At 39.7% G+C, this 13,507-nt stretch carries 10 protein-coding genes; all 10 read left to right on the forward strand.

The features are described from left to right. The first annotated feature begins 242 nt into the window (after positions 1-242). The 10 genes from ACOQO1_RS12565 (at position 243) to ACOQO1_RS12610 (ending at position 13,506) form a co-directional block, all read left to right on the forward strand. Positions 243-668, forward strand: a complete 426-nt coding sequence (locus ACOQO1_RS12565) for a hypothetical protein (RefSeq protein ID WP_420603229.1) — start codon at positions 243-245, stop codon at positions 666-668. Continuing rightward, entirely contained in the window at positions 665-1,153 is a 489-nt protein-coding gene (locus ACOQO1_RS12570) for a hypothetical protein (protein WP_420603230.1), read from the forward strand. The genes ACOQO1_RS12565 and ACOQO1_RS12570 overlap by 4 nt, the downstream gene beginning before the upstream one ends. Beyond that, positions 1,143-2,561, forward strand: a complete 1,419-nt coding sequence (locus ACOQO1_RS12575; protein WP_420603231.1) for a GspE/PulE family protein — start codon at positions 1,143-1,145, stop codon at positions 2,559-2,561. Before ACOQO1_RS12570 ends, ACOQO1_RS12575 begins: the two co-directional genes overlap by 11 nt. A gap of 4 nt (positions 2,562-2,565) precedes the next feature. Continuing rightward, the gene (locus tag ACOQO1_RS12580) at positions 2,566-4,791 is read left to right on the forward strand and encodes a type II secretion system protein GspD (protein WP_420603232.1); all 2,226 of its coding nucleotides are present in this window, start codon (positions 2,566-2,568) and stop codon (positions 4,789-4,791) included. A gap of 23 nt (positions 4,792-4,814) precedes the next feature. Continuing rightward, positions 4,815-6,005, forward strand: coding sequence for a hypothetical protein (locus ACOQO1_RS12585; protein WP_420603233.1), 1,191 nt, complete (start codon positions 4,815-4,817; stop codon positions 6,003-6,005). Then, entirely contained in the window at positions 5,989-6,507 is a 519-nt protein-coding gene (locus tag ACOQO1_RS12590) for a hypothetical protein (protein ID WP_420603234.1), read from the forward strand. The genes ACOQO1_RS12585 and ACOQO1_RS12590 overlap by 17 nt, the downstream gene beginning before the upstream one ends. A gap of 575 nt (positions 6,508-7,082) precedes the next feature. Continuing rightward, positions 7,083-8,303, forward strand: coding sequence for a site-specific integrase (locus ACOQO1_RS12595; RefSeq protein WP_420603235.1), 1,221 nt, complete (start codon positions 7,083-7,085; stop codon positions 8,301-8,303). A gap of 379 nt (positions 8,304-8,682) precedes the next feature. Continuing rightward, a complete protein-coding gene (locus ACOQO1_RS12600; protein ID WP_420603236.1) occupies positions 8,683-9,006 on the forward strand; it encodes a hypothetical protein in 324 nt (107 codons plus the stop codon). Between the two features lie 159 nt (positions 9,007-9,165). After that, positions 9,166-10,248, forward strand: a complete 1,083-nt coding sequence (locus ACOQO1_RS12605) for an efflux RND transporter periplasmic adaptor subunit (protein WP_420603237.1) — start codon at positions 9,166-9,168, stop codon at positions 10,246-10,248. Between the two features lie 24 nt (positions 10,249-10,272). Beyond that, on the forward strand, positions 10,273-13,506 hold the full coding sequence (locus ACOQO1_RS12610) for an efflux RND transporter permease subunit (RefSeq protein ID WP_420603238.1): 3,234 nt from the start codon (positions 10,273-10,275) through the stop codon (positions 13,504-13,506). The last annotated feature ends 1 nt before the right edge of the window (position 13,507 follow it).

A 13,507-nucleotide genomic window follows, 5' to 3' on the forward strand; every position in this document is an offset into this window, starting at 1 on the left:
TTTCCTGTTTATTTACAATGATTCATTATCAATGCAATTAATGAAGTTCCGCTCGCCTTTCAACTTGCTGAAAATTAAAAACTTAAATCATCCCTTGCACTGTTAATAACTTTTTAGATTGTTAATCTTAAAAGATTTATTGAATATTCTATAGATATTTACCAGAAAAAAATTACATTTCAAGTAAGATACCGTTTGTGCTTCGCCATAAGTAAAAACATATCTTTGGAATAACACTTAATATGGAAAAATCAAAGACCCCACCATTCCCCAAAACAAAGATTCACGCTATAAATCTACAAGAAACCCTCATAGTCCTTGCCATAATAGGCATATTGCTCTTGTTGGCACTTCCTAATCTTATGCCCTTGATTTCAAAGGCCAAAAGTGTAGAAGCCCAAGTGCAGTTAAAAGCTATTTACAATGCACAGACCACCTATAGGTACATGAATAGCAAATATTCCAATGTGATGGGAGAACTGGACTTTGAACCACCCCGAACAGTAAGGGAAAATGGAACGGCCAATTACGTGTATGAAATTCTCAGTGCTGATAACGCCACCTTTAAGGCAAGGGCAGAGTCCATTACCGATTTTGATGGAGATGGCGTGTTTAATGTTTGGGAAATCGATGAAAATGGAAATCCAATACAAGTTATAAAGGATTGACCGCTGCACTAACAGTTTTGACCATGGTTTGTTTAGGCTACATTGCCCTTCAAGATTTTAAGGAACGGAAAGTGTATTGGTGGCTTTTTCCATTGACTATGCTACTTCTAGGGCTTATTCATTTCTTGAACACTGTAGAGCCTTGGGTTTTTCTAAGTTACATCTCCTTAAATGCATCGTTTGTTTCCTTGATCATATGCACTCTATATATATTCACCCGTACCATTGCCAAAAAGAAATTTTTGGATTATAGCTTAGGGTTAGGTGACATTCTCTTTTTTTATGCATTTGCTTTGGGGTTTCCAACATTTACGTTTGTTATCCTTTTTTCCAATGCCATTTTATTTGCGCTGCTTGTATTTCTGGTATTCAAAAAAAAATTACGGCTCAAAACGGTTCCTCTGGCAGGGTTAATGGGGGCTTTTCTCATTTTGGTATTCGGCTATAGTTTAATCTTCATATCTCCCCCATTATATGGATATTAAAGAAAAGGGATTACAATTAGCACCTGAACTTGCGCAAAGTATTTCTGCGGAGCAAGCATTCCATTATAGAATTGTACCAAAAGAACGTTCTGCTGGAGTCCTAACTTTTTATACAGATTCAAACTCCCCAAAAGAGCTTTTATCTGAATTACAGATTGTTTTGGAGTTTCCCTTGAAGTTGGAAATTCTTGAAACCAAACTGCTCCAAGATTTTTTGACGGCTAACTACCGACAGGCACAAACAAGTCAAAATAGTGAGCTGCATTATACTCCTGACTTTCTGGAAAAAATATTGATCAATGCCAAGTCCATTGGGAGCAGTGACATCCATTTTGAACCTTATGAAACTCTATGCAGGGTTCGTTTTCGATTGGATGGAAAATTGGTAGAGCAGTTCAATGTACCCATAAATGAGTATCCAACCATTGTAAACAAAATCAAGATAAGGGCCGATTTGGATATTGCGGAAAAGCGATTGCCCCAGGATGGAAGAATTACCGTTAAGTATAATGATATGGAATTTGATATCAGGGTTTCATCGCTCCCCACACTTTTTGGTGAAAAAATTGTGCTGCGAATCTTGAACAAAGACACCCAATCGGTAAGTTTGGAAGATTTGGGTTTTAATATCCCCGAGCTTGGCAGGTATAAGGAAGGAATCAAAAACCCTAATGGGATTATCCTGATATCCGGTCCAACGGGTTCAGGAAAAACCACTACCCTCTATGCCACCTTAAAGTTGTTGAACAATGCCAAGACCAACATCCTTACCATAGAAGACCCTATTGAATATACCTTGGAAGGAGTCAACCAAGTACAATTGAAAGAAAACATAGGATTGGACTTTGCCAGTGCCCTACGGACTTTTTTGCGTCAAGACCCAGACATTATTATGGTTGGGGAAATTAGGGATGTAAAAACTGCCAATATGGCCATTAGGGCTGCCTTAACCGGTCACTTGGTACTTTCTACCATTCATACCAATTCTGCATGGGCTACGATTTCAAGATTGATTGATATGGGCATTCCTCCATTTCTTATTGCAAACACATTAAATATAAGTGTTGCGCAACGTTTGGTTAGAAAGCTCTGTACCCAATGCAAAAGAAAGGACACTATTGAAAAAGGATTGTTCCCTCAAGGCTTCAATCCTCCAAAAGAACTGAAATTTCATTTTTCACCTGTTGGATGTCAATCCTGCCATCATACCGGCTACAGTGGAAGAAAAGCCATTTATGAGATAATACCTATCAACAAAGCATTGATTCCACATATTAAGAACAATGTGCTAGACATCCAGGAATATTTAGAAGAACAACAAATAATGACCTTAAAGGACAATGCGCTTTCCCTTGTGGAAAAGGGCGTTACCTCAGTTGAGGAAATATACCCCCTATTAACCAATTAATCGCATGAAGAAGAACCTATTATTGATTTTTTTATTCTTATCCCTTTTTGCATTTTCGCAGGAAGAAGAAGCTCGCATACAAAGCATTCAAAACAATCTGGAGGCATTGGCCGTTGACAATCCGGGACTTTCTGAAAACCTAAAACTCGATATCAATGTAAACAGTGTCTCATTATCCAATTTTCTTCTAGCCGTTTCACAAGTTCACAAGATAAATATCAACATTGACCCAAGTTTGCAAGGTATAAACATTGTAAATAATTTCTCCAATGTTACCGTTGCCGATCTCTTGGTTTTCCTGTGCAAACAATACGATTTGGATATCAATTTCACAGGAAATATTCTTTCCATTCTAAAATATCAACCACCGCCTGAAATTATTCCGGAAAAAGAAGTACTTGCAAGTTTTGATGCTCTGAACAATCTTATCTCCATGGACTTAAAAGGCGACCCGCTGGGAAAAGTATTTCGAAAAATCATCGATGTTTCTGGGCAAAACCTTTTGTATTCCAAGGGAATGGAAAATATTCCGTTGTCACTTTACATTAAGGATGTTCCCTTTGACCTTGCCATGAAGAATATGGCCGAGGCCAATAATCTTATCTACTCCAAGTCCAGAGATGGATTCTACCTTTTTGACCGAGCAAACACTAATGAAAAGACAAGTCAGGGGCACTCACGAAGGGGTGGTTCAGGTGAAAACTTTTATTACCAGGTGTTGGACACCCTTAATAGAATATTGGATGTAGATTTTGTAAATGCCCCTATTGCCAATATAGTCCAAGAAATTAGTCTAGATTTAGACTTGGATGTTTATATGGCCACACCACTGACCCAAGCCGGGAATATAACATTCAAGGCAAAGCAAATTTATTATGATGAACTATTGACAAAAATATTTGAAAGTGAAGCGGTTCAGCCTTCTGTTGGTGCGGCCACAAATGGTCAGCAAAATAGGCAGCCACAAAACAGAAACCGCAACCAAAACCAAAGCAGGGCAACCTCACTCCCCTCACCTTCTCAAAACAATACGAGTTTTACCTTTAAAAAAGAAAACGACCGCTATTTTTTTGGTACTGCCGACCAGTTGAGTGTTAGGAAATTGGAAATAGTGCAAATGATGCATCGTTCCGTGGAACTTTTGGGTGATCCCATGCAATCCTCTGGTTATGGCAGGTCAGCCGGAAGGACCATTCAGGGTGGTGTCAATTATCTTGGAGGTGGCTTTCAAAATGGAACCAACGGCTTTGGAAACAATCAGGGGAACTTAAGGCAAAATACCAACACAACACGAAGAATCAATACCCAAAACAATCAATTTGGTGATTATTCCTCCAATGCCGAAGCTATTGTCAATATTTTGCCAGATGATGTGGTTGCAGATTTAGATATCAAAATCGATTATGAACTTAATAGTTTTTTAGTCAGCGGGCCAGCTACCAGTATAAATAGATTTAAAAAATTTGTAAAACAGATTGACAAGCCCGTTCCGGTAGTCTTGATCGAGGTTATGCTAATCGAAGTAACAAAATCAGCAACCATAGAGACGGGTATTAGCTGGGGAATAGGAGATGAGCCAGTTGAAACCTCCGGAGCAATTTTTCCTTCAACAGATTTGACATTGGGCGCCAAAACAGTCAACAAAATTATTGGTGGCTTTGATGGTTTTGGGTCGTTCAATATTGGTAAAGTGGTGCCAGAGTTTTTTGCCACCATCAAAGCTATGGAGGCCAACGGAAATATTAAAATCAAATCCACCCCCAAACTTTCTACCTTAAATGGACACCGTGCCAACCTTTCCATAGGTGAAACCACATACTACGTGGTTACCAGTCAGAACTTTTTTGGGTCACAAATACCCACAGCTTCAGAAATACGCAACTTTCAACCTATTGATGCTGAATTGGCCGTAAGTATAAAACCCTTGGTTTCAGGTAATGGGCAGGTAACCTTGGACATCAATGTAATACAATCTGATTTTAGCTCCGAACGTATTGATGAGGATGCTCCTCCCGGGCTAACATCCAGGGAATTCAGTTCCATCATTAGAATGCAAAACCAAGATTTGGCCATCTTGGGTGGATTGGAAGAGAAAGTGAAAAATGATTCTGGTAGTGGTGTTCCTTTTCTGGCCAGAATCCCTGTCATTAAATGGTTGTTCAGCAAACGAAAAAGGGAAGATAGAAAACAGAAACTAACTATTTTGATTAAACCCACGGTGATTTACTAGTGCTAGACGCTTTAAAAACATATTTGAAAAAGGGAAATGTATTCCAAGGTTTGGAAATTTGTGAACGGGATGGCACTACTAACTTTCAATTTATAGAAACCCGTATCAAAGGAAAAGAGCTCATTGTTTCTGAACACCATGAGTTCAATGTACTTTCCCGGCTTCAAAAGATAGCTCAACCTTCAGCTCCCATTTATTTGGTATACAATACCGGTGGGGTAATTACCAAAACAGCAAAGCAGAATACTACCCTTAAGGGTAAAGCTGCCGTTGAACAATTGTTTCCAGGCCTCAACTTTGAAAATTTCTATTTTCAGATTGCAAAACTACAGGGGCACCAAATTGTAAGCATTGCAAAAAATACTGTGGTGGACGATTATCTTGTTCAATTGAAGGAGATGAAACTAAACGTTGTGGGAGTATCCTTGGGCATAAGTCCATTGGAACTGGTCTTAAATCATATTAACGAGGATACGGTTCATACCTGTACTGAAAAAATTACTTTGAAAGGTACCAATGAATCTGGGTTTGCCTTAACAAAATCCCATGTGCATTCTCCTGCTACTTATACCATCGATGGATTGGATATAGAAAGCTCTGCCTTATTGGCCTTTTCTGGAATTTTAGGCTTTCTATCCCCAGCTCTTCCGGATAGGACCAATTTTGAACATACCGTTCAAAAGCTACAATATGAGTTTAAGAACAATAGAATCTTTGGTCTATCCCTCCGTGCCTCTTTGATTTTTGTGCTATTTGTGTTGCTGGTCAATTTTTTGGTCTTCAATTCTTACTTCAATAAAACCCAAACCGTACAGGAAAAACTGGCTTTTGATAACGAGACCAGAAAAAGCCTTACTCTGGTTCAAGATAGGGTTGCCGAAAAAGAGAAAAAAGTTGAGGCCGTGCTCTCAACCTCCAATTCAAGAACATCTTTTTACTTGGATAAAATAGCCGCAAGCATTCCACAACACATTTTGCTAACAGAACTGCAATACCAACCACTTAAAAAGCCCGTACAGGAATCGAAACCTATTGAATTGGATTTCAATAACCTATTGGTCACGGGTACCTGCACCCAAAGTGAGGAATTTTCAGATTGGATCCAAAGATTGGAAGGCATTGACTGGATCAAAGCTGTGGAAACCATGGATTATGATTACAGAAACTCCACAAGTTCAACATTTAAAATACGGATCCATGTGGAAAAATCTTAAAAACAAAAATACTTTGTTACTATTGGGTTTTTGTTTGGCAATGCTCCTCTGTTATAAGCTGGCCGTTTCCAAAACCTTGGCCCTACGGAAAGAATACCAAAGGCTGAGCCAAGAAGAACAATTGTTCAGGGCCGTGCCCCAACAACTATCCCTATTATCCAAAAAAGAGAACCACTTGGACTCGTTGTTACAACATTTAAACCTCAATAACACTTCCTTGGAAAATGACCTGTTGCGTACGGTCAACCGGGAAGTTGAAAAAAATGACCTAAAGGTCATTGATTTTAATCCGCCCCATGTTTCCGAAATAAACGGGACATTAACCAACACCTATAATTTTACCATACGGGGGCCTTTTACTTCTTTAATAAAGCTTATCCATACCCTTGAGCAACAATCCAGTTTTGGCCAGATTGCCCATGTGGATTTTAGAAAACAAAAGAATTACCGCACTCGAAAAAATTATTTGGAAGCCACCATTTTTATTCAAAGGTTGGAATAGACCAACAAGTTCTAGGCGCAAATACCTCATAAACGGTTCATCTAATCCAAATATGATTAAACTAAGCCCATGATGTGTTGTCATGGGTTCATCGTTTTATTCCACCTAACTCATACTTGACACAAGTTACACCTGTATCGAGCTTATCGAAATAAACTTGCGAGAGTGAGGGGGATTAAAAACCCTGCATTTGTTTTGGATTACCATATCCAAATGCTGAAGTTGTATACAAATAAAAAAGGCTTCAGAGTTTAATTTCTCTGAAGCCTTACTAATCGGTGCCCCCCCCTCTTGGGCTCCCTTCGGCTTTGCTCAGGGTAAACTTCTCTCCCAAAACGGCATTAAAACAAAAACGCCACCTTTTGGTGACGTTTTTTGTTTTGAAGCTCCCCCTCTTGGGCTCGAACCAAGGACCCTCTGATTAACAGCGTCGTCGAATGGGGTACAAGCAAATTTTAAAAATCACATATTTTATTGATTATCAGTATTTTAATAAATTTTGTCGTCAAACAAAATCAATTGAAACCAACTTTTTGCGTGCAAATTGCGTGCAATTTTTTTTATAACTTATGTTCATGAACACGAGTATAAAACTAAGTTTGGACACCCGTAGAATGACCCAAAATGGATGTTTCCCCATCATTTTGAGGCTGACCCATTTTAGAAAAACCACTTCGATAAAAACAGGCCATTATGTGCCAGAGGAATACTGGGATCATCACAGATGTAAAGTAAAAAGAAATTTTCCAGATGTTGACTCAGTTCACCTGGTGAATACCCTTTTATTGAAAAAACAAATCAAGGCTCAAGAGGTAATCAACAAACTCGCCGATAATGACCAATTGGATAGACTTACCGCCAAAGACATTGCTGATAAAATCGTTAACCGAAAGCGATTCAAATCCTTCTATGAATTTGGTCTTAAAAAGGCTGAAGAGCTTAAAAAAGAAAAACGAATTGGAACATCCAGAAACTACTCGGGAATCATTGGCAGATTAAAAGGATTTACAAACAACAGGGATTTAAAATTCAATGAGCTCAACATTGAATTCTTAAAACGATTTGAAAGACACCATTTATCAAAACCGGGTAATTCCGTTAATGGAATAGCATCTTACATGAGAACAATAAAGGCAATTTACAACAAGGGCATCAAGGAAGGCATGGTTGATGAATCCCTATATCCTTTTAAATACTACACCATTAAAACAAAACCCACGGAAAAAAGAGCAATTAAAATTGAGAGTATAAAGAAAATACTCGAAATGAAAACGGAGATAGGTTCCAAGCATTTTCACTATCGAAATTACTTTGTCCTCTCCTACCTCATGTTAGGCATGTCATTTATTGATATGGCTTTTTTGAGAAGAGATAATATTATCGATGGTCGCGTCAAATTTCAAAGACGGAAAACAGGAAAACGCTATGATATAGTTATTACAAATCAGATTAAACCCATAATTCAATACTACATGGATCATCCCAATCCATCTGGTTTTTTATTACCTGTAATCTATAGAGACACATTAGAGTTACAGTACAAAGATGCTCAATGGGAACTGAGAAGGTATAATATTGGGCTAAAAGAAATAGCGAAAAAGTGTGATATTGAAGAACGTTTGACCTCCTATGTATCCAGACATAGCTTTGCAACACATGCTATGTTCAAAAAAGTTCCTTTAGAGGCAATTTCCGCTATGATGGGTCACAACAAATTAAGTACTACACAAATTTACCTTAAGTCCTTACCAAGCAACATACTTGATTCCTATCAGTTAGAATTGAACTCATTATGATTTGATTATTAACCTTTCTTCTACATATCGACCGGTACATACAAAAAATAATATCTATTTTTTTAAAGTGCCATAAATCGTTCGTTTTAAAGAACCATGAATATCTATCATCTTTGAACCAGTTTACGGGTACCCTGATGATATAAACACCCTGATGACCCGTTGGTAATAAAATGTTCTGGAACTTGTACTGTGCTCATCTAAATTATCACCGTCCACACAAGAATAGAATTTCACAGGTGAAGGTTAAAATCGGTTCATAAAAACGCTATTGAGTTCAAATTTCCGAAATTTAAACTCTCCCAATCACTAACTTCTTGTATCTTAAAGTGATTCCAGAATACTTTTGCCCTCGTTTAAAATATGTCAACATAGTTTAATGAAACTTAAGTTTCTCATATTAATTTTCTCATTGCTTTTAGTGCCTCTTACTTCAGGAGAGGTTCTCAGGGCACAACCTTTGGAATGCATTACTTCAGAGGTTGAAGAAGAAATTTACGTTGAAGTAATAACACCCGTTGTTGATGATATCACTATCGAAGACGGTGGAGGGTTCGGAAGTGAAGCTCTAGTTCAGGAGTTCGCTAAAATAGCCCATATAGACATTCCTGCAAGACTAAGTGTTGGGAGTGATTCCACTGTCCCCAATACAAGCAAACTCCCAAGTTACATTACCTATTGCCGCCTGAAAATAGCGTGCTAATCCCCACTTTTTTGCGCATCAAAGCTGTTGTTCCCTTCCTAAGGGGTATGGTCTTTCGATGTTCAATTTTCAAGCTTATAAAACTTACTGTATCAGCCAACAGTTAAGTCTTCAATATACCAGTTTTTAAAATCCAATTTGTCAAATACAATCAAAACAATGAAGAGAATTTCTAGCATTACATTATTACTTATACTTGTTAGTTTCGGCAGTTGCAAGAATCACAAAAAAGAACGCAAAGAAGAGGTCAAACATTTAGTGACCAGTCCAATAAAAATGGACACTATCATTACCAAAGACTATGTCAGTCAAATCCATTCCATAAGGCATATAGAACTAAGAGCCCTTGAGAAAGGATACCTACAAAAGATTTCCGTGGATGAAGGGCAATTTGTAAAAAAAGGGCAGCCCATGTTTAAAATAATGCCCAATGTATACCAAGCAGAATTGCAAAGTGCCGAAGCGGAAGCTGATGTTGCAGCTATAGAGCTTAAAAACACTAAACTTTTGGCAGAAAGTAAGGTAGTGTCACCGAATGAACTGGCCATGTCCAAGGCCAAGTATGAAAAAGCCAATGCCGAAGTGACCATGGCCAAGACACATCTTGGGTTTACCAATATAAAAGCACCTTTTGATGGTATTATGGACCATTTGCATGTACGGGAAGGAAGCCTTCTGGATGAAGGCGAACTACTGACCACTTTATCAGATAATAGTAAGATGTGGGTGTATTTCAATGTTCCTGAAGCTGAGTACCTGGACTATATCACGAATGGTCATAAAGATGACAAAACTGTAGTAGGTCTGTTAATGGCCAATAACCGAGAATTCAATCACAAAGGAGTAGTCGAAACCATCGAGGGAGAGTTCAACAATGAAACGGGAAACATTGCCTTTAGGGCTACATTCCCAAACCCTGATGGCATACTGAGACATGGCGAAACAGGTAGTATTCTTATGAAGGTGCCACTTACAGATGCTTTGATAATACCACAAAAAACCACCTTTGAGGTACTGGACAAGAAATTTGTATTTGTTCTGGACAAGGACAATATCATTCGCCAAAGAGAAATTACGATTGGAGCGGAACTACCACATTTGTTCGTGGTAGAAAACGGACTTTCCGAAAAAGACAAAGTGCTTTTGGAAGGCATCCGACTGGTAAAAGAAGGTGAACATATTGCCTATGATTTTCTAGCTCCGGAGGAAGCCATTTCAAACTTGGAACTCTACGCAGAATAATCCAACCTTAAAATTCCAAAAGAAATGTTCAGTAAGTTTATAAAACGGCCAGTATTGGCCATAGTAATCTCTGTAATCATTGTTTTTACAGGATTACTGTCCATCAACAAATTGCCTACATCGCAGTTTCCCCAAATTGCACCTACAACGGTAAACATCTTTATTGCCTATCCTGGAGCCAGTGCCGATGTATTGGTAAAATCGACCTTGATTCCATTGGAAACCTCCATTAACGGCGTACAGGGCATGCGTTACATTGCTTCGGATGCCACCAGTGCGGGCGAAGGAACGTTGCGTATCATTTTTGAACCTGGCACAGACCCTAATCAGGCCGTGGTTCGGGTAAAGACCCGAGTTGATCAGGTTATGCCTTTGTTACCGCCTTTGGTACAACGAGAAGGGGTCATCATTACACCTGTACAGCCTAGTATGCTGATGTATGTGAACCTGTACAGTGATGCCAAGAAGAATGACGAAAAGTTTCTCTATAACTACGCCTACACGAAAATTGTTCCAGAACTACAACGTATCAATGGTATAGCAAGCGCCAAAATTTTGGGTAGTCGTAAGTATGCCATGCGGGTATGGCTGAAACCAGATAGAATGCGGGCTTATAACATCTCTGCAGAAGAAGTACTGGAAGCCATGAATGAGCAAAGCATTATTGCTCGACCAGGAAGACTGGGGAGAAGTTCAGGTAAGCAAGCACAATCCCTAGAGTATGTGTTGACCTACGAAGGACGCTTTAATGAAGCAGACCAGTACAAGGATATTATCATCAAAGCCAATGAAGAAGGTGAAATCCTTAAACTGAAAGATATTGCTGAAGTAGAACTGGGAAGTGAGTTTTTCGACATCTATTCCAACCTGGATGGAAAACCATCGGCATCCATTGTTTTGAAACAAACCTTTGGAAGTAATGCCAGTGATGTTATCGATACCGTAAAAGACAAGCTGAAAGAGCTTGAAGAATACCTTCCACCAGGAGTCGATTATAAAATCAGTTATGACGTATCCAATTTCCTCGATGCATCTATAGAACAGGTGATGCACACCCTTCGAGATGCTTTTATTCTTGTGGCAATTGTGGTGTTCTTGTTTTTAGGGGATTGGCGGTCAACCCTCATCCCGATTATTGCCGTACCTGTTTCTTTGATTGGAGCTTTTTTCGTGATGCAACTATTTGGGCTTTCCATTAACCTGATTACGTTGTTCGCACTAGTATTGGCCATAGGTATCGTGGTAGATGATGCCATAGTTGTAGTAGAAGCGGTGCATGCCAAAATGGAAGAGGAACATCTCGGTCCCTATAAGGCCGTAAAAAATGTTATCAGCGAAATTGGTGGTGCTATCATTGCCATAACTCTGGTGATGGTATCGGTTTTTGTTCCTATTTCCTTTATGACGGGTCCTGTTGGTGTATTCTACAGACAGTTTTCTATCACGATGGCGGGTTCTATCATCATTTCCGCTGTGGTGGCATTGACGCTTACTCCTGTGCTATGTGCCATGATATTGAAGAACAATCATGGACAGCCTAGAAAGAAATCCCCTATCAATCGATTCATTGACTGGTTCAATACAAGATTTGAAAAACTTACGGGCAGATATGTGAATTTCCTAAAACTCATCGTGAACCGAAGAGTGCTCACCTTTGGAATCCTTTCGGCATTCTGTGCAGGGATATTCTTTACTAACAAGTCATTGCCCGCAGGATTTATTCCTAACGAAGACCAGGGAACCATTTACGCAATCATACAGACTCCTCCGGGTGCCACATTGGAGCGCACCAATGAAGTTGCAAGAAATCTTCAGTCATTATGTGAAGAAATGGAAGGGGTAGAATCCGTTTCTTCCCTTGCAGGATATGAAATCATGACAGAGGGACGTGGCTCCAATGCAGGTACCTGTTTAATCAATTTAAAACCTTGGTCGGAACGTGAAAAATCGGTTCATGAAATCATGGAAGAACTGGAAGAGGAAACCAAAGACCTGGGCGCGGTCATCGAATACTTCGAGCCCCCCGCCGTGCCCGGCTTTGGGTCTTCTGGTGGATTCTCCATGCGCCTATTGGATAAAACCGATGGTACGGATTATCATGAGTTTGAAAAAATCAACAATGCCTTCATGGACGCCCTACGCGAACGCAAGGAGCTAACAGGGCTCTTTACCTTTTTTGCTGCAAATTATCCACAATATGAATTGGTCATCAATAATAAGGCAGCGATGCAAAAAGGGGTTTCCATTGGTAAGGCCATGGAAAACCTGAACATCCTTATCGGAAGTACCTACGAACAAGGATTTATCCGATTTGGACGGTTCTTTAAGGTGTATACCCAGGCGGCACCCAAATACAGAAGGTTACCGTCCGATTTGGAAAAACTCTTTGTGAAAAATGAGATTGGGGAAATGGTGCCGTATTCCTCGTTTATGACCCTTGAAAAACGATTGGGGCCTAATGAAATTACACGATATAACCTATATAATTCTGCTGCTATAAGAGGATTGCCAGCACCAGGATATACCAGTGGTGATGCCATTAAAGCGATTCGGGAAGTAGCGGAACAAAGCTTGCCACGGGGATATGATATCGCCTGGGAAGGGCTGTCCTACGACGAAGCAAGTAGGGGAAATGAATCCATCTACATCTTTGCCGTAGTACTGATATTTGTCTATCTGGTCCTGGCTGCACAGTACGAGAGTTTCTTGTTGCCACTGGCGGTCATACTTTCATTGCCCGTTGGAATATTCGGCTCCTTTTTGTTGCTCAAACTTATGGGACTGGCCAATGATGTGTATGCACAGATTGGACTGATAATGCTCGTAGGACTTCTAGGTAAGAACGCGGTGCTTATTGTGGAATTTGCAGTGCAAAAACGTCGTGAGGGAGCCAGTATTCTGGATGCGGCCATAGAAGGTGCCAAAATGCGTTTTCGTCCTATTTTGATGACCTCATTTGCCTTTATCGCAGGATTGATTCCGTTGGTCATTGCCACTGGTGCAGGAGCCATTGGAAACCGAACCATTGGGGGTTCCGCTATGGGCGGCATGCTCATAGGAACCTTAATCGGTGTCCTTATAATCCCAGGCCTCTACTACATTTTTGGAAAGATGGCGGACGGTCGTGGACTCATCAAAAATGAGACTGATGAACCTGTTTCCGAAGAGTTTGTAAGAGCCTCGGAAGAAGCCATTAAAACCAAGAGTCAGTTAAGACAGTTGTTGTCAAAATTGACTTCAAGAACAAAAAATAAATAAA

This window comes from Flagellimonas sp. (genome assembly GCF_965222555.1).
In the GTDB taxonomy this organism is placed as follows: Bacteria; Bacteroidota; Bacteroidia; order Flavobacteriales; family Flavobacteriaceae; genus Flagellimonas.

Coding starts and splice junctions, on each gene's coding strand:
- ACOQO1_RS12610 (WP_420603238.1), top strand. CDS start 10,273: ATGTTCAGTAAGTTTATAAAACGGCCAGTATTGGCCATAGTAATCTCT.
- ACOQO1_RS12600 (WP_420603236.1), top strand. CDS start 8,683: ATGAAACTTAAGTTTCTCATATTAATTTTCTCATTGCTTTTAGTGCCT.
- ACOQO1_RS12605 (WP_420603237.1), top strand. CDS start 9,166: ATGAAGAGAATTTCTAGCATTACATTATTACTTATACTTGTTAGTTTC.
- ACOQO1_RS12565 (WP_420603229.1), top strand. CDS start 243: ATGGAAAAATCAAAGACCCCACCATTCCCCAAAACAAAGATTCACGCT.
- ACOQO1_RS12575 (WP_420603231.1), top strand. CDS start 1,143: ATGGATATTAAAGAAAAGGGATTACAATTAGCACCTGAACTTGCGCAA.
- ACOQO1_RS12595 (WP_420603235.1), top strand. CDS start 7,083: ATGAACACGAGTATAAAACTAAGTTTGGACACCCGTAGAATGACCCAA.
- ACOQO1_RS12590 (WP_420603234.1), top strand. CDS start 5,989: ATGTGGAAAAATCTTAAAAACAAAAATACTTTGTTACTATTGGGTTTT.
- ACOQO1_RS12580 (WP_420603232.1), top strand. CDS start 2,566: ATGAAGAAGAACCTATTATTGATTTTTTTATTCTTATCCCTTTTTGCA.